Source organism: Enterobacter huaxiensis, assembly GCF_003594935.2.
GTDB lineage: Bacteria > Pseudomonadota > Gammaproteobacteria > Enterobacterales > Enterobacteriaceae > Enterobacter > Enterobacter huaxiensis.
In genome coordinates this window covers 3556947-3581690 of the sequence record NZ_CP043342.1, presented here as the reverse complement: position 1 = coordinate 3581690, position 24744 = coordinate 3556947, and the positions used below count along the sequence as shown (strand labels likewise).

Below are 24744 nucleotides of genomic sequence, written 5' to 3'. Positions count from 1 at the left end.
TGTTAAAACGTGCCCCTTCTAAAAAAGAGACAGGGGTAGGACGTGAAAGACGCGTCATCCGCTTCAGCCAACGGTAGCGCTGAAGCCTCGTCGGATCAGAATCCGACGCTGCAACGTGGTTTGCAAAATCGACATATTCAGCTTATTGCCCTTGGCGGCGCGATTGGTACCGGGCTGTTCCTCGGCATCGGCCCCGCCATTCAGATGGCTGGCCCGGCGGTACTGCTGGGTTACGGCATCGCCGGGGTTATTGCCTTCCTGATCATGCGCCAGCTCGGCGAGATGGTCGTTGAAGAGCCGGTTTCAGGCTCCTTCGCGCACTTTGCCTATAAGTACTGGGGCCCGTTTGCCGGCTTCCTCTCCGGCTGGAACTACTGGGTGATGTTCGTGCTGGTGGGGATGGCGGAGCTGACTGCCGCAGGCATCTACATGCAGTACTGGCTGCCGGACGTCCCGACGTGGATCTGGGCGGCGGCCTTCTTCATCATTATCAACGCCGTTAACCTCGTCAACGTGCGCCTGTATGGCGAAACCGAGTTCTGGTTTGCGCTGATCAAGGTGCTGGCGATTATCGGCATGATCGGCTTTGGCCTGTGGCTGCTGTTCTCCGGCCACGGCGGCGAACGCGCGACTATCGACAACCTGTGGAAGCACGGTGGTTTTCTGGCGACCGGCTGGAAGGGGCTCATTCTGTCGCTAGCGGTGATTATGTTCTCCTTCGGCGGGCTGGAGCTGATCGGGATTACCGCCGCGGAAGCGCGCGATCCGCACAAGAGCATCCCGAAAGCGGTCAACCAGGTGGTGTACCGTATTCTGCTGTTTTACATCGGCTCGCTGGTGGTGCTGCTCGCGCTCTATCCCTGGGTGGAAGTGAAGTCCGACAGCAGCCCGTTCGTGATGATTTTCCACGATATGAACAGCAACCTGGTGGCATCGGCGCTGAACTTCGTCATCCTCGTGGCGTCTTTGTCCGTCTATAACAGCGGCGTTTACTCCAATAGCCGCATGCTGTTTGGCCTCTCCGTGCAGGGCAACGCGCCGAAGTACCTGACCCGCGTCAGCCGTCGCGGCGTACCGGTCAACTCGCTGTTCCTTTCCGGCGCGATTACCTCTCTGGTGGTGCTGATCAACTACCTGTTGCCGAAACAGGCCTTTGGCCTGCTGATGGCGCTGGTGGTCGCGACGCTGCTGCTGAACTGGATCATGATCTGCCTGGCGCACCTGCGCTTCCGCGCGGCGATGCGCCGCAAGGGACGTGAGACGCAGTTTAAAGCGCTGCTCTACCCGGCGGGGAACTACATCTGCATTGCATTCCTGGGGCTGATTCTGGTGCTGATGTGCACCATGGATGAGATGCGCCTGTCAGCGATGCTGCTGCCGGTGTGGGTGGTGTTCCTGTTTGTGGCGTTCAAGCTCTCGCGAAGGTAAAAGAAAACGGCAACCTGGTTGCCGTTTTTAGTGTTTGCACCCTCTCCCCGTGGGAGAGGGCCGGGGTGAGGGCACCAGACCGCACCCGCCTTTACGCCCGGTGGCGCTTCGCTTACCGGGCCTACACAACACCACTCCACCTTTATCGTGACCTCCCTCCCAATTCCGTTTTGATCCACAGGATCTTTATTTTGTAATCGATTACTTTTTATTTGAACGGTTTTGTAATCGATTACTTTTTCTGGGTGAGGCTCATCATGGTGTCAACAACTGAAAGTAGTGGAAAGGCGATAGCACAGCACCGGATGCTGGTTCCGCGTCTGTCGCTGATGATGTTTCTGCAGTTTTTTATCTGGGGTAGCTGGTCGGTCACGCTCGGCCTGGTGATGACCCAGCACAACATGTCTTTGCTGATTGGCGATGCGTTTTCCGCAGGGCCAATCGCGTCTATTCTCTCGCCGTTCGTGCTCGGGATGCTGGTGGACCGCTTTTTCGCCTCGCAGAAGGTAATGGCGGTGATGCACCTCGCGGGCGCGGCGATCCTCTGGTTCGTACCGGGGGCGCTCGTTGCTGAAAACGGCGCATTGCTGATCGGCCTGCTGTTTGGCTACACGCTCTGCTACATGCCGACGCTGGCGCTGACCAACAACATCGCGTTTCACAGCCTGGCGAACGTCGATAAGACCTTTCCGGTGGTGCGCGTGTTTGGCACCATCGGCTGGATCGTTGCGGGCATTTTCATCGGCGTGACCGGCGTGGCGTCCAGCGTGACCATCTTCCAGGTGGCGGCGGCCAGCTCCGTGCTGCTGGCGCTCTACAGCCTGACGCTGCCGCACACGCCTGCCCCGGCCAAAGGGCTGCCGGTTAAGGTGCGCGACCTCTTCTGCGCGGATGCCTTTGCGCTGCTCAAAACCCGCCACTTCTTCGTTTTCTCCGTCTGCGCGATGCTGATCTCCGTTCCGCTCGGTACCTATTACGCCTACACCGCCTCGTATCTGGCGGATGCCGGCATTGCCGACGTCAGCACCGCCATGTCCTTCGGGCAGATGTCCGAGATCTTCTTCATGCTGGTCATTCCGCTGCTGTTCCGCCGCCTGGGTGTGAAATACATGCTGCTGATCGGCATGCTGGCGTGGTTTGTGCGTTACGCCATGTTCGCGCTGGGCGTGAGCGAGGAGGGGCGATTCCTGCTCTATATCGGCATCCTGCTGCACGGCGTGTGCTATGACTTCTTCTTTGTGGTGGGCTTTATCTATACCGACCGCGTGGCGGGCGAAAAGGTGAAGGGCCAGGCGCAGAGCATGATCGTGATGTTCACCTACGGCATCGGCATGCTGCTCGGCTCGCAGATTTCCGGCGCGCTCTACAACCGCCTGGTGGCAGGGCAGGCCGTGCCGCAGGCGTGGGTAACATTCTGGTGGATCCCGGCGGTGGCTGCCGCGGCGATCGCGCTGATTTTCCTTCTCACGTTCAAGTATGACGATGACAAGGCGTAACGTTCAGGAGGTGGTATGAGGACGATGAAAGGACCCGGTATTTTTCTGTCGCAGTTTATCGGCGCGAAAGCGCCGTTTAACACCCTCGACGGGCTGGCAGGATGGGCGTCAGAAAAGGGCTACAGGGCGGTGCAGATCCCCTGCAACCATCCGCACATTTTTGACGTCGAGAAGGCGGCTGAAAGCCAGGACTACTGTGATGAAATCACCGGCAAGCTCGCCGCGCGCGGGCTGGTCATCAGCGAACTGTCGACCCATCTGGAAGGGCAGCTTATCGCCGTAAATGAGGTTTACAGCGAGGCGTTTGACCACTTTGCGCCCGCCGCCGTGCGCGGTAACGATGCGGCGCGCCGGGCCTGGGCGACGGAAAAGCTGAAGCAGGCGGCGGTGGCTTCAGCAAGACTAGGGCTGAAAGCGCACGCGACGTTCTCCGGCTCGCTGGCGTGGCCGTTTTTCTATCCGTGGCCGCCGCACAACGAGCAGCGTTTTCAGCATGCGTTCGAGGCGTTGGCAAACCGCTGGCGGCCGATTCTGGACGCGTTCGACGAGCAGGGCGTGGACGTCTGTTTCGAGCTGCACCCTGGGGAAGACCTGCACGACGGCGTGACCTTCGAGCGTTTTCTGGCGCTGGTGGATAATCACCCGCGCTGCAACATTCTCTACGATCCGAGCCATATGCTGCTGCAGCAGATGGACTACCTGACCTTTATCGATATCTACCACGCGCGCATCAAGGCGTTCCACGTGAAGGATGCCGAGTTCCGCCCCAGCGGGCGCAGCGGCGCGTACGGCGGCTACCAGCCGTGGATCAACCGCGCCGGGCGCTTCCGATCGCTCGGCGACGGGCAGATCGACTTTAAGGGCATTTTCAGCAGGCTAACCCAGTACGACTACGACGGCTGGGCGGTGCTGGAGTGGGAGTGCTGCCTGAAGGACGGTGAGACCGGTGCCAGTGAGGGCAGCGACTTTATCCGCCGCCACATTATTCCGGTCTCCGGACGCGCGTTTGACGACTTCGCGGCGGGAGGCGGCCATGATTAACGTCGGCATTATCGGCAGCGGCTTTATCGGCCCGGCGCATATCGAGGCGCTCAGGCGCCTCGGTTTTGTGCAGGTGGTTGCCCTGTGCGACGGAACGCTGGCTCAGGCGCAGGAAAAAGCGCGCCAGCTCAACGTGCCGCACGCGTACGGCAGCGTGGAGGAACTGCTTGCGCACCCCGATCTGCAGGTGGTGCACAACTGCACGCCGAACCATCTGCACGCTGAGATTAACCGCCAGATCCTGCGGGCGGGCAAGCACGTGTTTTCTGAAAAGCCGCTGTGCATGACCCCGGACGAGGCGCGCGAGCTGGTGGCGCTGGCGGAGAAGACCGGCGCGATACACGGCGTGAGCTTTGTCTATCGCCAGTTTGCGATGGTGCGCCAGGCGGCGAGCATGATGCTTGCGGGCAGCGTCGGGCGGCTGTTCGCCGCGCACGGCAGCTATCTGCAGGACTGGATGCTGCTGGAAACCGACTACAACTGGCGGGTGGACGCCGCGCTCGGCGGCGCATCGCGCGCGGTGGCGGACATCGGCTCCCACTGGTGCGACACGGTGCAGTTCGTCACCGGGCGACGCATTACCGAGGTGATGGCCGATCTCGCCATCGTCTGGCCGACGCGAAAAGCCAGTGTGGCGGGTAATCAGACCTTCACCCACGATGCGCACGCGCAGTATGAAGACAGGCCGGTCACCACCGAAGACTTCGGCTCGGTGCTGTTCCGCTTCGACGACGGCAGCAGGGGCAGCTTTAGCGTCTCGCAGGTAAGCGCGGGGCGTAAAAACCGCCTGACGTTTGAGATCAACGGCAGCGAGCGGTCCGTAGCCTGGGATCAGGAGACCCCGCAGCGGCTGTGGATCGGCCATCGCGCGCAGGCTAACCAGACGCTCACCGACGATCCGGGCCTGATGAACCCTGACGTGGCCGACAGCGCCCACTTCCCCGGCGGGCATATCGAAGGCTGGCCCGACGCCTTCAAAAATATGATGGCGCAGTTCTACCGCGCCGTGCAGGCGGGCGCGATGCCGGATAATCCGCCGTTCGCAACCTTTCACGACGGCGCGAACGTGATGTATATCATTGATGCGATAGTGAAAAGCCATCAGCAGCAGCGCTGGGTGCGCGTGGCGTATTGACGGCATGCCCGGTTCGCCGGGCAACCGTTTTATGGTAGCCTGCACAAAACGCTAACCGCAGGATGTATCGTCGCTATGTCTATTCAGAAAATCGCTCAGCTCGCCGGAGTCTCCGTGGCGACGGTCTCCCGCGTGCTCAACAACAGCGACACCGTGAAGGCGAAAAACCGCGAGCGCGTCCTGCAGGCGATCCAGGAGAGCAACTACCAGCCAAACCTGCTGGCGCGCCAGCTGCGCACCGCCCGCAGCTACATGATCCTGGTGATGGTGTCGAACATCGCCAACCCGTTCTGCGCCGAGGTGGTGAAGGGCATTGAAGAAGAGGCCGAGAAAAACGGCTACCGCATCCTGCTGTGCAACTCCGGCTCGGACATCGAGCGCTCCCGCTCGGGCTTAAGCCTGCTGTCGGGAAAAATCGTCGACGGCATTATCACCATGGACGCCTTCTCGAAGCTGCCTGAGCTGGCCGCGCTGATTGGCAACGCGCCGTGGGTGCAGTGCGCCGAATATGCCGATGCGGGCGCGGTCTCCTGCGTAGGGATTAACGACGTCGACGCCTCGCAGCACGCCGTCAGCCAGCTGGCCGAGAGCGGGCGCACGCGTATCGCAATGATTAACCACGACCTTAGCTATAAATATGCCCGCCTGCGCGAGCGCGGCTACAAGAGCGTGATCCACCTGAAGGACCTGGACTATCAGGCGGTGGAGTACGCGAGCGAGCTCAGCTCCCGCGCCGGGATGGCGGCGATGGAAAATCTGCTGAAAGAGAACCCGCCGGACGCGGTCTTTGCGGTGTCCGATACCCTTGCAGCAGGCGCGCTGCGCGCCATTCAGCAGGCGGGTCTGCGGGTGCCGGCGGACATCGCGGTCGTGGGGTTTGACGGCACCGAGCTGGCGGACATGATTTCGCTCACCACCATTGAACAGCCGTCGCGGGATATCGGGCGCAAGGCGGTCGATTTGTTAATGAATAAAATCGACAACCCGGATGCGCCCACGGAAAGGGTGATGATGGACTGGCGCTTTATTTCCCGCGCCAGCGCCTGATTATTTGACGAGTGCGCCCGCCAGGGAGCGAATATCGTTCCCGGTCGGCGACTGGTGAATGCGCAGACCAAATTCATCCACCACCGCGTAAATATGGTCGAAGATGTCGGCCTGAATTTCTTCATATTCTGCCCAGACCACCGTGTTGGTGAAGGCATATATTTCAATCGGCAGGCCGTTGGCATCCGGCGCGAGCTGGCGCACCATCAGCGTCATATCCTTGCGAATGCGCGGGTGGTTGCGCAGATATTCATTCAGGTAGGCGCGGAAGGTGCCGATATTGGTCATCTTGCGCAGGTTTAACACCGATTCCCCCTCGCCGTTCTGCTGGTTCCAGAGGTTAATTTCCTCGTGGCGCGCGGCCAGATAAGGCTTCAGCAGCTTCGCCTGAATCAGCTTCTGCTGTTCCTGCTCGTCGAGAAAATGAATGCTGGTGGTATCGATATTCAGGCTGCGCTTAATGCGTCGACCGCCGGACGCCGACATCCCGCTCCAGTTGATAAAGGCGTCGGAGACCAGCGCCCACGTCGGGATCGTGGTGATGGTGTTATCAAAGTTGCGCACCTTGACGGTGGTCAAACCGATGTCGGTCACCGTGCCGTTGGCGCCGTATTTCGGCATCTCTAGCCAGTCGCCGAGCTTGAGCATGTCGTTGGCGGAGAGCTGAATGCCCGCCACCAGGCCGAGTATCGGGTCTTTAAACACCAGCATCAGAACGGCAGCCATCGCACCCAGGCCGCTTATCAGTATGGCGGGGGACTGGCCGATCAGCAGGGAGATAATCAGTATCCCCACCAGAATGGCGCTCACCAGCTTAACGCCCTGGAAGATCCCCTTCAGCGGCAGCTGGGACGCGGTCGCCATCTTTTGCGAAAGGTTAAATATCACGTCCAGCAGCGAGAAGAAGGAGAGCAGGGCATAGACCATCACCCACAGCTTCGCGCAGGTGGTGAGAATTTCAGCCGCTTCGCTGCCTTTTTGCAGCCACAGTACCGCCTGAACGTTGACGATTATCCCCTGTAGGGTAAAGGCCAGACGGTGAAATAACTTATTCTGGGTGATGATCTGCAGCCACAAATGGCTGCTGGCCTGCGCGCGTTTCTCGAAAGCGCGAAGCACCAGCTTGTGCAGAATAAAATGAACGATGATGGCGGTAAGAAAAATAATACCAAAGATAATCACTAAAGAGGTGGTGTGATTAATTTCAATCCCTAACTCTTCAACCTGAGCAATTAATTCCTGCATAACGTCTCCTGTATTGATGCAGCCCCATAATGGCGGCTGCGGATCTATTATGCAAATTCACGGGCTTATTTGGTGGCCTGGCAAACCTTCACCGCGGGTAAACAGAGGCGATGGCGCATGCGCAGCGTGGCGAACGCCAGCACGGCCATCATCGCGGTTTCCACCATCAGAAAAACGTTGATCGCCTGGGTGTAATCCCCGTGATGGTTGTGTAGCGCGTGCAGCAGAATCGCCCCGAATATGGCGGGGCCAAGCCCCAGCGCGGCCTGCTGCAGCGTGCTGAGAATGGCGCTCGCGGCACCCGCATCGTCGGGCTTAATATCGCGCATCCCGATGCGGTAGAAGCTGTTCACAATCAGCGCCTGCCCGTAGCCGACCAGCCCGGTCGCGGGTGCCAGCGTCAGCGCAGTGTTGTTCATGCCCCACGTGCGGAACGTGGCAACCAGCGCCAGCAGGCCGATGATCTGGATCGCCAGCCCGGTGAGCAGGATGGTGCTGGTGCTGTAGCGGGCGATCAGTCGAGGGGCAAACCACGCGGAGATAAAGTAGGTGACCCCGAGGGCAATAAAGCTGTTCCCGGACTGCCACGGCGCCATGCCAAGGCCGGTCTGCATGGTGAGCGCCATGCAGAACATAAACCCGGACCAGACGCTGAAAAAGAGCAGCGCGATCAGCACGCCAAAACGGATGCTGTTGAGCTGCATCAGACGCGGCGGGATCAGCGGGTGGGCATCTTCACGCTCTTTTTTACGCGCGTTCAGCACCATCAGCCAGGCCAGCGGAATAATGGCCAGCAGCGCAGCCTTAAGCGGCCACGACCAGTGCCACTGCGGGCCGAGCGCCATCGGGAACAGCAGGCAGCAGAGAATCATTGCCAGCAAAGCCGTGCCCGGCCAGTCGATGCGTGACGGGGTATCGCGGCGGGTCTCCGGCACGTAGCGGCGGCTCAGCGCCAGCACCACCAGACAAATGGGGACGTTGATAAAGAAGGCGTTCCGCCAGCCCAGCCCGGCGATGTCCGCCGACACGAGCCAGCCGCCGCCCATCTGGCCGACGATAAACGCAATTCCGCCGATGCCGCCGAACAGGCTGATGGCTTTGGCGTGCGCCGTACCCTTTAAGGTCACGTGCAGGGTGGCAAGGATCTGCGGCATGATCAGCGCCGCGCCCGCACCCTGAACGATTCGCGCGGCCAGCAGCTGTTCAATATTGCCCGCCATGCCGCACAGCAGCGAGGCCAGGCCAAAGCTCGCCACGCCCCACATGAACAGACGGCGGCGCCCGAGGTTGTCCCCCAGCTTGCTGCCGAGCGCCAGGCAGACGGCGAAGGCTACGCCGTAGAGCGCAACGATCAGCTCCAGTTCGGTCGCCGTGGTGTGTAAAGAGTGGGTGATGGAGTCCAGCGCGACGTTGGTAATTGAGGTATCAATCAGCGGCAGCATCTGGCCTGTTAACAGCAATATCAGGCCAGCGCGGCCCGGTGAAACAACTGACGTATTCATGGGATCTCCATTGCGTCATTCATCAGATGGTCGTAGCATCAACCATCTGATAAACGGGTACCAGTTCTTGCTTATACTGGTACTGGCACTACCATGCAGGGGGAATTATGGCCTTGATGTCTGAACCCGTCGTCTCACTTCAGGATGACACGCGAAAACAGCTCGGTGCATTTTTGCGCGCGCGCCGTGAAAGCCTCGATCCGCAGCGTCTCGGCCTGCCGCGCAGCGGACGCCGCCGTACGCCGGGCCTGCGCCGCGAAGAGGTGGCGATGCTCGCTGACGTGGGCGTGACCTGGTACACCTGGCTTGAGCAGGGCAGGGACGTCAACCCGTCGAGCGCGGTGATGGCAGCCGTAGCGAAAGCCTTGCAGTGCACCCCGACCGAAGCCCGACACGTTTTCGTGCTCGCCGGTTTGCCGCCGGGTGAAGCCCCGCAGGCCGTCTGCTGCGAGGGCATCAGCGAAGGCACGCGCCGCCTGCTTGATACCCTCATGCCCAAGCCTGCCAGCATTCAGAAACCTAACTTTGACATCGTGGCGTGGAACGACAGCTTTGGTCACCTGATGGGGGTGGATTTCAATGAAATTCCGCCGGAAGACCGGAACTGTATTTATCTGTTCCTCACGCATCCGGCGTGGCGCGCGCGGCTCGGCAGGCGCGATGACGTGCTGCCGATTTTCGTCTCCTACTTCCGCGCGGCAATGGCGGAGCACCGGGGGGACCCGCTGTGGGAAGCGAAGCTGGCGCGCTTCTTTGCGGTGTCCGAAGAGTTCAAAACCCTGTGGCACCAGCGCAACGACGTGCGCGGCGTGGAGAACCAGCTCAAGCTGTTTACCCATCCCGAACTGGGGGATTTTACGCTGCAGCAGATGTACTGGTACTCCGCGCCGCGAAACGGCTCGCGGCTGCTGGTTTATCTGCCGGTGGATGAGGCGGGGGAGAGGGCGATGGAATGGCTGGCGGCGCAGGGGAAGTAAGTTTTTTGCGAGATGCTTTCAGGGAGTTAATGCTGATCCGGTGATGTTTGCTAAAAGCAGGTAAGGTAAACATGAAAGGCAAAATTAGCCTTTAATACAAATTGCCTTATATGCTAATATCATCAGGGATGAATAACCGTGTTCAGACTCATCGTTCATGAGGCAGTCAGAGAAGAGATCCTCTTACTGCCCGCTGGGGTAAAGGCGAAGCTGATTCGCCAGCTTGATAAATTACGCGCTAACCCGACAGCACTGCGGGAACCTGACAGCAAACCCTTACCGCATGGTTTGTTCGAAATCAGAACCGTCGGGCTGATCCATACTCGGGGGATTTACGTTTATCAGCGGGAAAAGACAATTTTTCTGCTGCGAGTGTTTATCAAGAAAACGCAAAAAACGCCCTCTGCTGAACTTCGTCTGGCACTGAAGCGACAACAGGAGATGTTGGATGAGCAAGAAGATTATTGACTGGGATGAACTCCGATCTGAGCTGTTAAGCGATTCAGAGGTACAGACTTCTTTTGATGCTGAAGAACGAAAAGAGCGCTTGCGCGAAATGTTGGCGCAATGGCGAAACCAGGCTGGTCTGACGCGCGCGCAGGTGGCGGAGCGAATGGGCGTCAGCGCACCCACAGTATCAAGAATGGAAGCGAATATAACCCGGGCGAGTCTTGATACCTTAACGCGTTATGCACTGGTGTGTGGGGTTAAACACCCGCAGATTACGCTCTATTGAAACAGGCACGCCGGTAACGGGCGCGCCTGTAGAGATTAGCACTCGGTCACAATCGTGCTCAGCGGCAGGCGAGACTTCGGCAGCGTGGCGTTGAAATCTTCCACGCTGTGATACCCAACCGGCACCACCACCAGACTGGTGAAGCCTTTCTCTTTCAGACCAAACTCTTCGTCGAGGATCGCCGCGTCAAAGCCTTCAATCGGCACCGCGTCCAGACCCATCGCACCTACACCCAGCAGGAAATTACCGACGTTCAGGTAAACCTGTTTTGCCATCCACTGATCGTCATCTTTCAGATCCACGCGGTGCATGTCGGCGAAGTAGGTACGGCCCTTGTGGTTCGCGGCTTTGGCTTCTGGCGTGTTGAAACGGCCATCTGCCTCTTCCTGATCCACGACGCGCTCCAGCCAGGCATCGTCCATGGCGGTTTTCGCGCAGAACACCACCACGTGAGAGGCGTCCAGCATCTTGCGTTCGTTGAACACGTAAGTGCCCGCAGCGGATTTCGCCACGCGCGCTTTACCTTCCTCGGTGCTGGCGACAATAAAGTGCCACGGCTGGGAGTTGGTGCTGGACGGGCTGTACTGCAGCAGGGTTTTGATTTTTTCCGCTTCTTCAGCGGTCAGTTTTTTGCTTGCGTCGAACGCCTTGGTCGAGTGGCGTTTCAGGGCGACAGAAATGATATCCATAACAACTCCTGGTAATAAAATTCGCCCGTACGCGGGCGCGAAAGGAGTGCAGATTACCGCGCGAAGCGGGAAAAGATAAGTGCGATTCGAGCGCTTAATCTGTTCGTCTCAGCCGAACAATCAGGCCGGGCGTATCCACTTCTGGTCTTTTTTCGGCAGCTTATCGACCACCAGATTCCATGAGTCATTGATGAAATCAGTAACCACTTCAGGCGTGATGTCATCGGTGCCGTAGAGTGAAATCCAGTGCTTTTTATTCAGATGATAGCCCGGTTCAACGCCGCGATAAATTTGCTGATTTAACAGCGATTTTTCAGGATCGGATTTCAGGCTGACGTGGGGGCGACCGCGTACAACCGCCATCAGCATAAAAATCTTCCCGCCAACTTTAAACACGTCGTATTCGGGCCCAAACGGCCAGCAGTGTTCCGTAAAAGGCAGTTCCAGCGCCACGCGTTTTGCGTGTTCCTGCAATGACTTACCGTCCATCGCTATCCTCCTCGGCCAGCCCGCGCCACATGGCCTCAAAACCGAGCGCTTTAAAATCGACGGCGCGGGAGGGAGCGCGGGTGGCAAATTCCATGGTGGTTTCGGCCAGCGATAAGAAAATCGCATCGCCGAACGTTTTAAATTCGTCGGACATAAACACCTGGCGCACCGAGCGGCGGCACAGCTCGTGCAGCTCCGGGAACATCTCTTTCACGGCCTGTTCCGTTTCGGCGTTGATCTTCTCACTGACGCCAAGCTGGCGAATGGCGGCGTGTGCGAGAGGGTTTTTGATCCCCCAGTCGACATAGCTGTTCCAGATGTTACGCGTGTGCTCTTTTGGGCTGGTGAGTGAGCGATCCAGATTAGACAGCATCGCCTGGCAGAGATCCTGCTTCAGGTGCAGGTAGAGGGCATTCAGCAGATCGTCCTTCGTCGCAAAGTAGCGAAACAGTGTACCTTCGGCAACGCCCGCGTTACGTGCAATGAGCGCCGTTGAAGCGGCAATTCCCGACTGCGCAAACGCAACGGTTGCGGCTTCCAGTAAGGCCTGTTTTTTATCTTCACTCTTCGGACGTGCCACTCAATTCTCCCCTTTGTCAAATGTAAAAAAACGTATTGAAGCATGCGGTTCATACCGCTGCAACGCGGAATGTCAAAGATCGAAAACGTCTTGACGATATATTCATCATACACAATAATGAGTGCTTACTCACTCATAATCAAGTTTAACCCGCGTAAACCATCGGACGGGGCGCGTATTCGGGTCAGGAAATGAAAAAGCCTCTATTCATCTGCGTGGTGTTTGTCATGATTATTGCTTCAGCTGCGAGTTTACCCTTTGTCCTGAATGCCGGATTTGGCCAGACCCCACAGGGTGAGCAGCTCTCCGAAGTGGAAGCCTCTCCGCAGTATCGCGAGGGGAAATTCCACAACACGCTGCCGACGCCTGGCTATAACGGCGACAAAAATATGCTGGTGGCAATGTGGGAGTTTTTGACCAAAAAAACCGAAAACGCCCGCCCGGCACATCCGCTGCCGGTGGTGAAAACCGATCTCGCCAGCCTGCCGCTGGAGCAGGACACCCTGGTGTGGCTCGGCCACTCCTCCTGGTATATGCAGCTGGCGGGTAAACGCATCCTGATCGACCCGGTTCTCGGCAACTACGCCGCGCCGTTTTCGTTCCTCAATAAAGCCTTTGCGGGGGAATATCCGTGGCACGCCGAAAGCATGCCGGAGATCGACCTGCTGATTATCTCGCACGATCACTACGATCACCTGGACTACGCCACCATCAGGGCGCTGCTGCCGAAGGTGAAGCGCGTCGTAACGCCGCTCGGCGTGGGCTCGCACCTGCGCTACTGGGGCATGAACCCGGAGATTATCGACGAGCGGGACTGGAACCAGTCGGTACTCATTAGCGATGAACTGACGGTGCACGTGCTGCCGGCGCGCCACTTTTCCGGGCGCGGCATCAAGCGCGACCAGACGCTGTGGGGCAGCTTTATGTTCGTCACGCCAGAGCAGAAGGTTTACTACAGCGGAGATTCCGGCTACGGCCCGCACTTCAGGGCCATCGGCGAGCAGTTTGGCGAAGTGGATTTAGCCATTATGGAAAACGGTCAGTACGACCAGGACTGGAAGTACATCCATATGCTGCCGGATGAAACGGCGCAGGCCTCGGCGGATCTCAACGCGAAAGCGGTGGTGCCAGGACACAACGGGCGCTTCGTGCTGGCGAAACACACTTGGAACGATCCGCTGATCCAGCTGGCGCGGGCCAGCAGGGACAAAAATTACCGGCTGCTGACGCCGGAGCTGGGTGAACCGGTCCGCGTGAGCGACAGCACGCAACAATTTCGTGAGTGGTGGGAATAATGTTTAACCGAGAAGCAGAGGGGGAGAGCAGCATGACTATTTCCGCTCAGGTCATCGACACCATCGTCGAGTGGATTGACGACAACCTACATCAGCCGCTGCGCATCGAAGAGATTGCCCGTCACGCGGGCTATTCGAAGTGGCATCTGCAGCGGCTGTTTATGCAGTACAAAGGGGAGAGCCTGGGGCGCTATATTCGCGAGCGCAAGCTGCTGCTGGCGGCGCGCGACCTGCGTGAATCGGACGAGCGCGTGTATGACATCTGCCTGCGCTACGGGTTTGACTCGCAGCAGACGTTTACCCGCATCTTTACCCGCACCTTCAACCAGCCGCCGGGCGCGTACCGTAAAGAGAATCACAGTCGTGCACATTAAAATGGTGCGCGTAGGCCGGGTAAGGCGAAGCCGCCACCCGGCTTTTTTTGTTGGCACGGAGCCCGTAAATCCACCCGGTTTTCCATCCCCGGCTTAGCAGTCAGATCTCTATCATCCCCTTATTTTTAAATGGGTTAACAATTATTCCCTGGTTGCTTTCGCCCTAAAAAAGACCGATGAAATGCCATTGATGATATTGCAAATTATTACCATTTGCATTAGCGTTGGTGGCAAATTTCGTTGGGGAACAAGCGGTAATGAAGAGGGTATGGAGCGGGTTGTTACTCGGTATTGGTACGTTGCCCGCGATGGCGGCGACCTGTGAGCACGCTTCCCTGCAGGGAGACGTTCAGGGGAAGTTTGATGCCAGCGGTGAAGTCTGTTTTTTACTTCCGCCGCTGGACGAGAATTACGTTTCCGCCACGCTGAACGGCGTAACGGATGCCCGCCTGCTGGACGAGAAAAACAACGGCATCCGCACGCTGGTTGAGAATGGCCCCGCCGATGGGGAGTACACCCTGCTATTTGCCCTGCCGGTGAAGCAAAATACCTCGCTGGTGCTGCACGGTGAAGCGGGTAAACCCTGGCGTTTTCAGTGGCGAATGAAAGAAACCTCCGCGTTACCGCGCACCCAGGTGCTGGAGCCTGAGAGCCCGGCGCTGAAGGCGCTGGCAGAAACGGTTGCAGCTGGTGGAAGCACCGATGCGTTCTGGCAGGCGCAAACCCGTCAGGGAACGCCGATGGTGGAGCCGGTGGATGCCAGCCACAAGCGCGTCACCTTTCTCTGGCGCGGGGCGCGTGAAAACGTGTTCCTGCTGGGCTCACCGGCGGGCGAACACGATCCGCTGTTTCGTCTGGGCAAAAGCGACGTCTGGTTTCGCAGCTATGTCGTGCCGGCCGATACGGTGATGCAGTATAAACTTGCCCCGGACGTGCCGTTTATCGGCGGATCCCCGCGCGATCGGCGACGGGCGATCCTGGTTAGCGCGCAGGCCGATCCGCTCAACCCGAACGCCTTTGGCGAGCATAAGGCCGATCGCTGGAACCGCTCTTCGCTGCTCGATCTCACCCCAACGCGCTATTGCTCAGCACAGGCTGCAGCCCAGCCGCTGGGACAAGGCACGCTAAGCCGACAGAAATTTGCCAGTCCCCGTCTCGGCAATACCCGCGAGGTGATGATTTACAAGCCGCGCGGCGCGCAGCCTGCACGCTGGACGTTAGTCCTGTTCGACGGGCAGGTTTATCAGGACGAGTACCATTTCGCCAACGTGCTGGATGGGCTGATCGCCCGACATCATCTTCCGCCCGTCAACGTCGTGTTTATCGACAGTCTCGATCATGCCCGGCGCGGTAAAGAACTGCCGCCAAACCCGGACTTCGCCGACTTTATGGCGCACGAGCTGCTGCCGTGGCTGCGCGGGCAGGGCATCGCGATGCAGCGGCAGAAAACGGTGCTGGCGGGGTCGAGCTACGGGGGAATTGCTTCGTCGTGGGTGGCGCTGCGCTACCCGCGACTGTTTGGTAATGTGCTGAGCCTTTCTGGCTCGTACTGGTGGGCGCCAAAAGGCGAAGCGCCCGGCTGGCTGACGCGCCAGTACCAGCAGTCGCCGCAGTATCCGGTGCGTTTCTGGCTGCAGGCGGGAAGGTTTGAAATGGCCGGGCCGGGCGGCGGGAACTATCCAGGTACGCTGGCATTTGAAGCGGTGTTGCGCGCCAAAGGCTACCGCGTCAGCTTCCACCCGTCATCCAGCGGCCACGACTACGCGGCCTGGTGCGAAGCGCTGATCCACGGCATGCGCGATTTCACCGGCTTACGACGCCAGTGAAAACCAGCGGCGCCAGACGAAACGCAGAACGAAGAATTCGATGGCGCCGAGCACCAAAAACCACAGGCAGAACAGAATGGTATAAAGCTGGTTAAGATCGACCATGTGGAAGGTCGTCATCAGCTTTTGCGCCAGCACCAGACCCAGCGACGGGGCGGGTAGCAGCAGACAGGAGATCAGGGCCAGCAATAAAATGCCCCCGGCCGTAAGCAGCGATTCTAACGGGTGTTTCATCGTAATGTTAATCGTCAGTTAAAAATGTCATTGTCCGGCATCCTCTAACGTAAAGCAATATCAACCCGACCGCCGTTTTTGAATATCACGCGGCCAATATTCTGCTTTTAAAAACTAAAAAAAGAATAATATTGCCCGACCGATTAAATTAATATCGCGTTATGTAAATAAACGTCTGCTTCAGGAAAATAATTTTACAAATGTATAGGTGCTGTATCCAATTAACGTAGCAATAACAATGGCTACGACAATGTATAACGCCAGGCGCCGTCCGCGATAAATACCAAACATGCTGTCTCCTTGTTTAATGTTGGTTTAGAAACTTTTTGTAAAAATCATCTTATCGAATTAATTTTTATCATTTTTGAATAACCCAGTCGTCATTATATTGCGGTAGATCAATTTAACCCGCAAGTATTAAAAACGAATTAATTTAAGCCAGAAAGGAATTCCGGCTTCCGTCCACCGGATATTGAAGGAAAAATACCATGACCAAAAAAAATTTCTCACAGAATATGCCACCCGCGGGCGGGCAGGCGTACCAGCAGACCGTAGAGCAGGCGCTTGCTCAGGCGCGAAGCCAGGCTAACGGCCTTGACCGCGCCGAGGCGCAGGCGCGTTTAGATAAGCATGGCCCAAACGCGCTGCCGGAGAAAAAAGGCAAGCCGGGATGGCTGCGTTTTCTCGCGCACTTTAACGATGTCCTGATTTACGTTCTGCTTGCGGCGGCCGTATTAACCGCGGTGATGGGCCACTGGGTCGATACGCTGGTTATTCTCGGCGTGGCGGTCATCAATGCCCTAATTGGCCACATTCAGGAAAGCAACGCGGAAAAATCCCTGAAGAGTATTCGCAATATGCTCTCCAGCGAGGCGCGCGTTATTCGTAACGGCAGCCATGAAACCATACCGACGACGGAAATCGTTCCGGGCGATATTATTGTTCTGCGCGCGGGCGATCGTATTCCGGCGGATATGCGCTTAATAGAAGCACATAATTTACGCGTGGAAGAGGCGATTCTGACCGGTGAATCCACCGTGGTGGATAAGCACACAAACCCGCTGACCGGTGAACTGCCGCTGGGCGACCGCACCAATATGGTCTTCTCCGGGACAACCGTGAGCGCGGGCGGCGGCGTCGGCCTGGTCACCGCGACCGGTAAGGATACGGAACTCGGCCACATCAACCAGATGATGGCGGGTATCGAAAAGCACCGTACCCCGCTGCTGGTGCAGATGGACAAGCTCGGTAAGGCGATCTTCGCCATTATTCTGGCGATGATGGCCGCGCTGTTTGTCTTCAGCCTGGTGTTCCGCGAGATCCCGATGGGCGAGCTGCTGCTCTCCCTGATTAGCCTGGCGGTCGCCTCCGTACCGGAAGGTCTGCCGGCGATTATCTCCATCATCCTCTCTCTGGGCGTGCAGGCGATGGCGCGCAAGCGGGCGATTATTCGCAAGCTGCCGACGGTTGAAACCCTGGGCGCGATGACCGTGGTCTGCTCGGATAAAACCGGCACCCTGACCATGAACGAGATGACGGTTAAAGCCATCATCACCGCCGACGCCTGCTACCGCGTGGACGGCAACAGCTACGAGCCGGTGGGCAACATCTACCTGGAAGGCAGCGACGAGCCGGTGCAGATCCAGTCGGGCACCGTGCTGGAGCAGTACCTGCGCACCGTCGACCTCTGTAACGACAGCCAGATGATGCAGGACGAGCGCGGCCTGTGGGGCATTACCGGTGGGCCAACCGAGGGCGCGCTGAAGGTGCTGGCGGCGAAAGCCAGCCTCGCGCCGGTCATGACCACGCTGATTAACAAGATCCCGTTCGACTCGCAGTACAAGTACATGAGCACCCACTACCAGATTGGCGGTGAGGAGCAGATTTTGATTACCGGCGCGCCGGACGTGATTTTCGCCCTTTGTGCCCAGCAGCAGACCCGCAACGGTGCGGAAGCGTTCAACCGCGCGTACTGGGAAAACGAGATGGAGCGCTATGCGCGTCAGGGGCTGCGCATGGTCGCCGCGGCGTTCAAGCCGGCGAACGGCGAGCAGGAACTGACGCACGACGACCTGAGCCACGGCCTGATCTTCCTCGGCATCGCCGGGATGATGGATCCGCCGCGTCCGGAAGCGATTGATGCGATTAACGCCTGCCAGCAGGCGGGGATCCGCGTGAAGATGATCACCGGGGATCACCCGCAGACGGCGATGAGCATCGGCCAGATGCTGGGCATTACCAACAGCGAGCAGGCGGTGACCGGCTACCAGCTGGAGAAGATGGACGACGCCGAGCTGGCGGAAGCCGCGGTGAAGTATGACATCTTCGCCCGTACCAGCCCGGAGCATAAGCTGCGCCTGGTGAAAGCGCTGCAGGATAAAGGCGAAATCGTCGGCATGACCGGCGACGGTGTGAACGACGCGCCGGCGCTGCGCCAGGCGGACGTGGGCATTGCGATGGGTATCAAAGGGACGGAAGTCACTAAAGAGGCGGCGGATATGGTCCTGACGGACGATAACTTCGCCACCATCACCAGCGCGGTAAAAGAGGGGCGTCGCGTATACGACAACCTGAAGAAGACGATTCTGTTCATCATGCCGACCAACCTCGCGCAGGGTCTGCTGATTGTGATTGCGCTGCTGGCGGGGAACATCATCCCGCTGACGCCGGTGCTGATTCTGTGGATGAACATGGCCACCTCCGCCACGCTCTCCTTCGGCCTGGCCTTTGAAGCCGCCGAGCGCAACATTATGCGCCGTCCGCCGCGTCAGACCGGTCAGCACGTGATGGATGCTTACGCCGTGTGGCGAGTAGCTTTCGTCGGCACTATGATTGCTATTGCGGCGTTTGCGCTGGAAGCCTGGCTGGCACCGCGCGGCCACAGCGCGGAGTTCATCCGCACCGTGCTGCTGCAGATGCTGGTGAGCGCGCAGTGGGTCTACATGATTAACTGCCGTAACACCGAAGGTTTCTCTCTGAACCGCGGTCTGCTGGCGAACAAAGGCATCTGGCTGGTGACGGGCGTGCTGTTCCTGCTCCAGGCGGCAATCATCTACCTGCCGTTTATGCAGATGCTGTTCGGCACCGAAGCGCTGCCGCTGCGCTACTGGTTTGTGACTCTGGCGGTTGCGGGCGTGATGTTCTTCGTCGTCGAAATCGAGAAGCGACTGACCCGCAGGTTCCGTAAGGCTGCGTAACCTTTTGCCCTCACCCTAACCCTCTCCCACAGGGAGAGGGGACTCTGACCTCCCTCTCCCTGTGGGAGAGGGGCGGGGTGAGGGGAAAATACTGAGGTACCTCTTAATGAAATTCCCACTCCTGTTCGCGCTCCTTGCCTGCACCCTGCAACCCGCATTCGCTGCCGCCATCCCCGTTCGCGTCGCCGCCGTAGAGCAGACCGCTCACGCCGCCGAGCGGCAAATTCCGGGCCGTATTGAAGCCATCCACACCGTTGAGCTGCGCGCCCGCACGGAAGGTACGATCGTCAAAGCCCCGTTCCGCGACGGGCAGTACGTGAAAAAAGGCGACGTGCTGTTCGAACTGGACGACGCCGAGCCGCGCGCCGCCGTGCGCCTGGCGCAGGCGGAAGTAACAAGCGCCCAGGCCACGCTGCGCCAGGCGCAGCAGCAGCTTTCCCGCTTTGAAAGCCTGGGCAGCAGCAACGCCATCAGCCGTCACGACGTGGATAACGCCCGCATGCAGCGCGACGTCGCCAGCGCGGCGCTGGAGCAGGCGAAGGCCCGCCTCGAAACCCGCAACGTCACCCTGAGCTATACCCGAATCACCTCGCCGATTGACGGGCGCGTGGGGCACAGCAACTTCCACGTCGGCAGCCTGGTCAACCCCGCAAGCGGCGTGCTGGTAGAGGTCGTGCAGCTCGATCCCATCCGCATCGCCTTTGCGCTGGAAGAGGGGGCCTTTGCCACCAAAGCCGGACAGCATCCTGATATTAACGCCATGAAAAAGGCCTGGCAGGCGCTTATCGACAGCAACGGCCAGCGCGTCAGCGGTGAACTGACCTCCGTGGACAACCGCATTGACCCGCGCACCGCCAGCGTGATGCTGCGCGCCGAGTTCGCCAACCCGCGCCATCAGCTCCTGCCCGGCGGTAACGTTAACGTCTACCTGCGCCCGACCAGCGAACAGCCTGTGCTGACCCTGCCCGCCGCTGCCGTACAGCAGAACGGCGACGGGTTCTTTGCCTGGGTGGTTAACGCCGACGGCAAAGCCGAAATGCGCCCGCTGAAGGTCGCCGGACAGATTGGCCAGCAGTTTCAGATTTCATCCGGCGTGAAGCCCGGTGAGCGAGCAATCACTGACGGTGCGCAGCGCGTGCAGCCAGGTGCTGCCGTCCAGATACTGAATTAAGGAGCCATCATGCTGACGTTTTTCATCAAACGCCCGCGCTTCGCGATGGTGATTGCGCTAGTCATCACCCTGCTGGGGGCCATCGCGCTGAGGATTATTCCCGTAGAGCAGTACCCGCAGATCACGCCGCCGGTCGTGAATGTGTCAGCGTCATGGCCTGGCGCAAGCTCGGCTGACGTGGCAGAAGCGATAGCCACGCCGCTGGAGACGCAGCTTAACGGCGTGGATCACATGCTCTATATGGAGTCCACCAGCTCGGACGAAGGCACCTACAGCCTGAATATTACCTTTGCGGCGGGTACCGATCCTGACCTTGCCGCCATCGACGTGCAGAACCGCGTGGCGCAGGCCGTGGCGCAGCTGCCGACCGAGGCGCAGCAAAACGGCGTGCAGGTGCGCAAGCGGGCCACCAACCTGATGATGGGGGTAAGCCTTTACTCACCGAATAACACCCACACGCCGCTGTTCGTCAGCAACTACGCCAGCACCCAGGTGCGCGAGGCGCTGTCCCGCCTGCCGGGCGTCGGGCAGGTGCAGATGTTCGGCGCGCGCGACTACAGCATGCGCATCTGGCTGCGTCCCGACCGCATGAACGCCCTAAACGTCACCACCGACGACGTGGCGCAGGCGCTGCGCGAGCAGAACGTGCAGGGGGCGGCAGGCCAGGTCGGCACGCCGCCGGTGTTTAACGGCCAGCAGCAGACCCTGACCATCAACGGGCTGGGGCGCCTGAACCAGGCCGAAGACTTTGCCAACATCATTATCCGCGCCGGAGAGATGGGTCAGCTGGTGCGCCTGAATGACGTCGCCACCATCGAGCTCGGCTCGCGCAGCTACAGCTCCGGCGCGCAGCTGAACGGGAACGACTCAGCCTACCTCGGCATCTACCCGACGCCGTCCGCCAACGCCCTGCGCGTGGCCGACGCGGTGCGCGCGGAGCTGGAGCGCCTCTCAACGCGCTTCCCGGACGACCTGGTCTATGAGGTGAAATTCGACACCACCTCGTTTGTTGCCGCCACCATTAAGGAGATCGGCGTCTCGCTGGCGCTCACCATGCTGGCGGTTGTGGTGGTCGTTTCCCTGTTCCTGCAAAGCTGGCGCGCAACGCTGATTGTCGCGCTCGCCATTCCGGTGTCGCTGGTGGGCACCTTCGCGGTGCTCTACACGCTCGGCTACTCCGCCAACACGCTCAGCCTGTTCGCCATCATTCTGGCGCTGACCATGGTGGTGGATGACGCCATCGTGGTGGTGGAGAGCGTCGAAACGCTGATGGCGGAAGGGCAGAGCCGCACGGCGGCGACCGCGCTGGCGCTGCGCCAGATTGCCGGGCCGGTCATCGCGACGACGCTGGTGCTGCTGGCGGTATTTGTGCCGGTAGCGCTGCTGCCGGGGATTGTCGGCGAGCTGTACCGCCAGTTCGCGGTCACGCTTTCGACCGCCGTCACGCTCTCAAGCCTGGTGGCGCTCACCCTGACGCCGGCCCTGTGCGCGATGCTGCTGCGTCCGCGTCCGGAAAAACCTGCCGCGGTTTATCGCGCCTTTAACCGCGGGCTGGACGCCACGCGCGGTTTCTACACCCGCATCGTGAACGTATTAAACCTGCGCCCGTGGCTGGCGCTGCTGGCCACCGCGGGCGCGGCGGTCGTGGTGGCGTTCAGCTTTATGTCGATGCCAAAAGGCTTCCTGCCGCAGGAAGACCAGGGCTACTTCTTCGCCAGCGTCCAGCTGCCGGAGGCCGCATCCCTGGAGCGTACCGAAGCGGTGATGACCACGGCGCGCGAGCTGATCGCCAAAAATCCGGCGGTGGAAGACGTGATTCAGGTGTCCGGATTTAACATCCTCAACGGTACCAGCGCCTCCAACGGCGGGTTTATCTCCATCATGCTCAAAGACTGGAGCGAGCGCCCGCCGCTGGACGAGGTGATGGGTACCCTGCAGCGCCAGCTGCTGGCCCTGCCGGAGGCGACCATCATGACCTTTGCGCCGCCGACGCTGCCGGGGCTGGGCAACGCCTCCGGCTTCGACCTGCGCATTCAGGCGCAGGCGGGGCAGAGCCCGGCGGAGCTGGAGCGCGTGACGCGTGAGGTGCTGGCGAAAGCTAACCAGCATCCGCAGCTGAGCCGCGTGTTTACCACCTGGAGCAGCAACGTGCCGCAGCTGACGCTGACCGTTGACCGCGAGCGCGCCGCGCGCCTCGACGTGCCGGTGTCGCGCATCTTCAGCAGCCTGCAGACCGCCTTCGGCGGCACGCGCGCCGGGGATTTCAGCGTTAACAACCGCGTCTACCACGTGGTGATGCAGAACGAGATGCAGTGGCGCGAGCGCGCCGAGCAGATAAGCGAGCTGTTCGTGCGCAGCAACAGCGGCGAGCGGGTGCGCCTGAGCAACCTCGTCACCATCACGCCGAGCGTCGGCGCGCCGTTCCTGCAGCAGTACAACCAGTTCCCGTCCGTGTCGGTGAGCGGCTCGGCGGCGGAAGGGGTGAGCAGCAGTACGGCGATGGCGGTGATGGGCCAGCTGCTGGCGGAGAACCTGCCCGCCGGGTACGACTACGCCTGGAGCGGCATGTCGTATCAGGAGCAGCAGACCGGCAACCAGGCAATATGGATCGTGCTGGCGGCGGTGGTGATGGCGTGGCTGTTCCTCGTCGCCCAGTACGAGAGCTGGACGCTTCCGGCGAGCGTGATGCTCTCGGTGCTGTTCGCCATCGGCGGGGCGCTGGTCTGGCTGTGGTTAGCGGGCTATGCCAACGATGTGTACGTGCAGATAGGCCTGGTACTGTTAATCGCCCTCGCCGCAAAGAACGCGATCCTGATCGTAGAGTTCGCCCGCGCGCGGCGTATGGACGGGATGGATATTGTCGATGCGGCACGTGAAGGGGCCTCGCGCCGCTTCCGCGCGGTGATGATGACCGCCGTGTCGTTCATCATCGGCGTCCTGCCTATGATGCTGGCGACCGGGGCGGGCGCCCAGAGCCGCCGCATTATCGGCACCACGGTATTCAGCGGCATGCTGGTGGCGACCGTCGTAGGGATCCTGTTTATCCCGGCGCTGTTCGTGCTGTTCCAGCGCCTGCGCGAGTGGGGCCATCGGCTTACGGACTCGTAGCCCACAGCTCGCAGTGCTTCTGAACCAGAGAGATCAGCGAGCCGCCGTCGGCGATAAACTCCCGCATGCGCTGCGCCTCGCTCTTGCCCTGCTTTAACAGCAGGGCAATTTCATTGATTGCGCTCGTCGCGCCGAGCTTCTCGGCCGACGGCGCAACCTGCTCAAGCAGCCACGCAATGTCTTCCGCCACGGTTTTGTGCTCGCCGGTGTGCACGTCCGTCAGGATCCCCTCCAGCCCGTAGCGACACGCCTGAAAACGGTTAAAGCGGTACAGCAGAAAATCTTTTTCCTGATGCTTATAGGGCCGCGCGGTCAGCAGCCAGTGCGACGTTGCCTGAATCAGCCCGGCGATATTAATGGCGTGGCCGAGCGTCAGCGGCGTATCCATCACCCGCACCTCCACGGTGCCGAAGTGCGGGCTGGGGCGTATATCCCAGTGCAGATCTTTAATGCTGTCGATCATGCTGGTGGAACTCAGGCGGCGGAACAGCCCCTCGAACTCCTGCCAGCTGTTGACCCACGGCATCTGGCCGTTATCCGGGAACCCGGAGAAGATGTTGAGCCGCGACGAGGAGAACTTCGTGTCCGTGCCCTGCATATACGGCGACGAGGCGGCAAGGGCGATAAAGTGCGGCACGAAGCGCGACAGGCCGTGCAGGAGGTAAATGGCGTCGTCCCCGCTTCGGCACCCCACGTGCACGTGCTGGCCGAACACCGTCGCCTGCAAAATCAGGTAGCCAAAGCGCTCCAGCGTGACGTTATAGCGCTCGTCGTCGCACACCTCCTGCCGCTGCCACTTCTGGAACGGGTGCGTCCCGCCGCCGCAGATCTGGATATGCTGCTCCGCCGCCGCGCGCAGGATGCTCTGCTGCATCACCGAGAACTGCGCCGCCGCCTGGTCGATGTTCTGGCACACGCCGGTGGCGATTTCGAGCATGCTTTCGGTGATGTCGTGTTTGACCTCGCCGCCTTTGATGTCGTCTTTAACGGCGGCGATGAGCGCGGAGGAGTCCTGGCTCAGATCGTAACCCGGCGGGTTAACCACCTGCAGTTCGAGCTCGATGCCGAGGGTGTAGGGTTCAGAGGATTTGAAGTCGGGTAAAGGCATGGCGCACTCCGTTGTCTGTTATGAGTTGAGTATAGACAACGGGCGTGGCGCGCTCGTCTCAGGGTG

At 59.8% G+C, this 24744-nt stretch carries 21 protein-coding genes; 14 read left to right on the top strand and 7 right to left on the bottom strand.

The genetic code is table 11. The features are described from left to right. The first annotated feature begins 42 nt into the window (after positions 1 to 42). The 5 genes from pheP (at position 43) to D5067_RS17115 (ending at position 6147) form a co-directional block, all read left to right on the top strand. A complete protein-coding gene (gene pheP / locus D5067_RS17135) occupies positions 43 to 1428 on the top strand; it encodes a phenylalanine transporter (protein ID WP_119935202.1) in 1386 nt (461 codons plus the stop codon). Positions 1429 to 1685: 257 nt separating this feature from the next. Then, positions 1686 to 2924 carry an MFS transporter gene (locus tag D5067_RS17130; RefSeq protein ID WP_119935466.1) on the top strand — a complete coding sequence of 413 codons (1239 nt, stop codon included), beginning with the start codon at positions 1686 to 1688 and terminating at the stop codon, positions 2922 to 2924. Positions 2925 to 2939: 15 nt separating this feature from the next. Next, on the top strand, positions 2940 to 3965 hold the full coding sequence (locus tag D5067_RS17125) for a sugar phosphate isomerase/epimerase family protein (RefSeq protein WP_119935201.1): 1026 nt from the start codon (positions 2940 to 2942) through the stop codon (positions 3963 to 3965). After that, positions 3958 to 5100: a Gfo/Idh/MocA family protein gene (locus D5067_RS17120; RefSeq protein ID WP_119935200.1), complete on the top strand. Its 1143-nt coding sequence runs from the start codon at positions 3958 to 3960 to the stop codon at positions 5098 to 5100. The genes D5067_RS17125 and D5067_RS17120 overlap by 8 nt, the downstream gene beginning before the upstream one ends. A gap of 75 nt (positions 5101 to 5175) precedes the next feature. Continuing rightward, a complete protein-coding gene (locus D5067_RS17115) occupies positions 5176 to 6147 on the top strand; it encodes a LacI family DNA-binding transcriptional regulator (protein WP_119935199.1) in 972 nt (323 codons plus the stop codon). On the opposite strand, the gene D5067_RS17110 is transcribed toward D5067_RS17115, so the two are convergent. Both D5067_RS17110 and D5067_RS17105 read right to left on the bottom strand, forming a co-directional pair. Further along, entirely contained in the window at positions 6148 to 7392 is a 1245-nt protein-coding gene (locus D5067_RS17110; RefSeq protein ID WP_119935198.1) for a mechanosensitive ion channel family protein, read from the bottom strand. A gap of 65 nt (positions 7393 to 7457) precedes the next feature. Continuing rightward, positions 7458 to 8894 (bottom strand): MFS transporter, encoded by a 1437-nt coding sequence (locus tag D5067_RS17105; protein WP_119935197.1) that lies wholly within the window; start codon positions 8892 to 8894, stop codon positions 7458 to 7460. A gap of 107 nt (positions 8895 to 9001) precedes the next feature. Between D5067_RS17105 and D5067_RS17100 the strand changes: the two genes are divergently transcribed. The 3 genes from D5067_RS17100 (at position 9002) to D5067_RS17090 (ending at position 10607) form a co-directional block, all read left to right on the top strand. Beyond that, positions 9002 to 9871 (top strand): helix-turn-helix transcriptional regulator, encoded by an 870-nt coding sequence (locus tag D5067_RS17100; RefSeq protein ID WP_119935196.1) that lies wholly within the window; start codon positions 9002 to 9004, stop codon positions 9869 to 9871. Positions 9872 to 10009: 138 nt separating this feature from the next. Continuing rightward, a complete protein-coding gene (locus tag D5067_RS17095; RefSeq protein ID WP_089599387.1) occupies positions 10010 to 10339 on the top strand; it encodes a type II toxin-antitoxin system RelE/ParE family toxin in 330 nt (109 codons plus the stop codon). Then, positions 10320 to 10607 (top strand): helix-turn-helix domain-containing protein, encoded by a 288-nt coding sequence (locus D5067_RS17090; RefSeq protein ID WP_119935195.1) that lies wholly within the window; start codon positions 10320 to 10322, stop codon positions 10605 to 10607. The genes D5067_RS17095 and D5067_RS17090 overlap by 20 nt, the downstream gene beginning before the upstream one ends. Before the next feature lie 35 nt (positions 10608 to 10642). On the opposite strand, the gene nfsB is transcribed toward D5067_RS17090, so the two are convergent. The 3 genes from nfsB to D5067_RS17075 form a co-directional block, all read right to left on the bottom strand. Next, on the bottom strand, positions 10643 to 11296 hold the full coding sequence (gene nfsB / locus D5067_RS17085; RefSeq protein ID WP_119935194.1) for an oxygen-insensitive NAD(P)H nitroreductase: 654 nt from the start codon (positions 11294 to 11296) through the stop codon (positions 10643 to 10645). A 120-nt stretch (positions 11297 to 11416) separates the two neighbouring features. After that, the gene (locus D5067_RS17080; protein ID WP_119935193.1) at positions 11417 to 11785 is read right to left on the bottom strand and encodes an MmcQ/YjbR family DNA-binding protein; all 369 of its coding nucleotides are present in this window, start codon (positions 11783 to 11785) and stop codon (positions 11417 to 11419) included. Next, the gene (locus tag D5067_RS17075) at positions 11775 to 12365 is read right to left on the bottom strand and encodes a TetR/AcrR family transcriptional regulator (protein WP_119935192.1); all 591 of its coding nucleotides are present in this window, start codon (positions 12363 to 12365) and stop codon (positions 11775 to 11777) included. The genes D5067_RS17080 and D5067_RS17075 overlap by 11 nt, the downstream gene beginning before the upstream one ends. Positions 12366 to 12556: 191 nt before the next feature. Here D5067_RS17075 and D5067_RS17070 point away from each other — a divergent pair, with 191 nt between their 5' ends. From D5067_RS17070 to D5067_RS17060, 3 genes are all read left to right on the top strand, one after another. Then, positions 12557 to 13660, top strand: a complete 1104-nt coding sequence (locus tag D5067_RS17070) for an MBL fold metallo-hydrolase (protein WP_119935191.1) — start codon at positions 12557 to 12559, stop codon at positions 13658 to 13660. A 32-nt stretch (positions 13661 to 13692) separates the two neighbouring features. After that, positions 13693 to 14034 carry a RamA family antibiotic efflux transcriptional regulator gene (locus tag D5067_RS17065; protein ID WP_119935465.1) on the top strand — a complete coding sequence of 114 codons (342 nt, stop codon included), beginning with the start codon at positions 13693 to 13695 and terminating at the stop codon, positions 14032 to 14034. Positions 14035 to 14291: 257 nt separating this feature from the next. Further along, entirely contained in the window at positions 14292 to 15860 is a 1569-nt protein-coding gene (locus D5067_RS17060) for an alpha/beta hydrolase-fold protein (protein WP_119935190.1), read from the top strand. Here D5067_RS17060 and D5067_RS17055 read toward each other — a convergent pair. Then, complete coding sequence (locus D5067_RS17055; protein ID WP_119935189.1) at positions 15846 to 16094, bottom strand: DUF1158 domain-containing protein; 249 nt, start codon at positions 16092 to 16094, stop codon at positions 15846 to 15848. The two genes, D5067_RS17060 and D5067_RS17055, sit on opposite strands and share 15 nt — an antisense overlap. Before the next feature lie 488 nt (positions 16095 to 16582). On the opposite strand from D5067_RS17055, the gene D5067_RS17050 reads away from it, so the two are divergent. From D5067_RS17050 to D5067_RS17040, 3 genes are all read left to right on the top strand, one after another. Next, positions 16583 to 19291 carry a cation-transporting P-type ATPase gene (locus D5067_RS17050; RefSeq protein ID WP_119935188.1) on the top strand — a complete coding sequence of 903 codons (2709 nt, stop codon included), beginning with the start codon at positions 16583 to 16585 and terminating at the stop codon, positions 19289 to 19291. 106 nt (positions 19292 to 19397) lie between these two features. Next, entirely contained in the window at positions 19398 to 20462 is a 1065-nt protein-coding gene (locus tag D5067_RS17045; protein ID WP_119935187.1) for an efflux RND transporter periplasmic adaptor subunit, read from the top strand. Between the two features lie 9 nt (positions 20463 to 20471). After that, a complete protein-coding gene (locus tag D5067_RS17040) occupies positions 20472 to 23570 on the top strand; it encodes an efflux RND transporter permease subunit (protein ID WP_119935186.1) in 3099 nt (1032 codons plus the stop codon). On the opposite strand, the gene D5067_RS17035 is transcribed toward D5067_RS17040, so the two are convergent. Then, the gene (locus tag D5067_RS17035; protein ID WP_119935185.1) at positions 23557 to 24678 is read right to left on the bottom strand and encodes a YbdK family carboxylate-amine ligase; all 1122 of its coding nucleotides are present in this window, start codon (positions 24676 to 24678) and stop codon (positions 23557 to 23559) included. The genes D5067_RS17040 and D5067_RS17035 overlap by 14 nt on opposite strands. Positions 24679 to 24744: the final 66 nt, after the last annotated feature.

Bases quoted from the DNA above. Each gene is read 5' to 3' on its own strand.
- D5067_RS17125 (WP_119935201.1), top strand. From the start codon at position 2,940: ATGAGGACGATGAAAGGACCCGGTATTTTTCTGTCGCAGTTTATCGGC.
- D5067_RS17045 (WP_119935187.1), top strand. From the start codon at position 19,398: ATGAAATTCCCACTCCTGTTCGCGCTCCTTGCCTGCACCCTGCAACCC.
- D5067_RS17105 (WP_119935197.1), bottom strand. From the start codon at position 8,894: ATGAATACGTCAGTTGTTTCACCGGGCCGCGCTGGCCTGATATTGCTG.
- D5067_RS17080 (WP_119935193.1), bottom strand. From the start codon at position 11,785: ATGGACGGTAAGTCATTGCAGGAACACGCAAAACGCGTGGCGCTGGAA.
- D5067_RS17100 (WP_119935196.1), top strand. From the start codon at position 9,002: ATGGCCTTGATGTCTGAACCCGTCGTCTCACTTCAGGATGACACGCGA.
- D5067_RS17110 (WP_119935198.1), bottom strand. From the start codon at position 7,392: ATGCAGGAATTAATTGCTCAGGTTGAAGAGTTAGGGATTGAAATTAAT.
- D5067_RS17070 (WP_119935191.1), top strand. From the start codon at position 12,557: ATGAAAAAGCCTCTATTCATCTGCGTGGTGTTTGTCATGATTATTGCT.
- D5067_RS17065 (WP_119935465.1), top strand. From the start codon at position 13,693: ATGACTATTTCCGCTCAGGTCATCGACACCATCGTCGAGTGGATTGAC.
- D5067_RS17040 (WP_119935186.1), top strand. From the start codon at position 20,472: ATGCTGACGTTTTTCATCAAACGCCCGCGCTTCGCGATGGTGATTGCG.
- D5067_RS17120 (WP_119935200.1), top strand. From the start codon at position 3,958: ATGATTAACGTCGGCATTATCGGCAGCGGCTTTATCGGCCCGGCGCAT.
- D5067_RS17035 (WP_119935185.1), bottom strand. From the start codon at position 24,678: ATGCCTTTACCCGACTTCAAATCCTCTGAACCCTACACCCTCGGCATC.
- D5067_RS17115 (WP_119935199.1), top strand. From the start codon at position 5,176: ATGTCTATTCAGAAAATCGCTCAGCTCGCCGGAGTCTCCGTGGCGACG.
- D5067_RS17060 (WP_119935190.1), top strand. From the start codon at position 14,292: ATGAAGAGGGTATGGAGCGGGTTGTTACTCGGTATTGGTACGTTGCCC.
- D5067_RS17090 (WP_119935195.1), top strand. From the start codon at position 10,320: ATGAGCAAGAAGATTATTGACTGGGATGAACTCCGATCTGAGCTGTTA.
- D5067_RS17130 (WP_119935466.1), top strand. From the start codon at position 1,686: ATGGTGTCAACAACTGAAAGTAGTGGAAAGGCGATAGCACAGCACCGG.
- D5067_RS17055 (WP_119935189.1), bottom strand. From the start codon at position 16,094: ATGAAACACCCGTTAGAATCGCTGCTTACGGCCGGGGGCATTTTATTG.
- D5067_RS17050 (WP_119935188.1), top strand. From the start codon at position 16,583: ATGACCAAAAAAAATTTCTCACAGAATATGCCACCCGCGGGCGGGCAG.
- nfsB (WP_119935194.1), bottom strand. From the start codon at position 11,296: ATGGATATCATTTCTGTCGCCCTGAAACGCCACTCGACCAAGGCGTTC.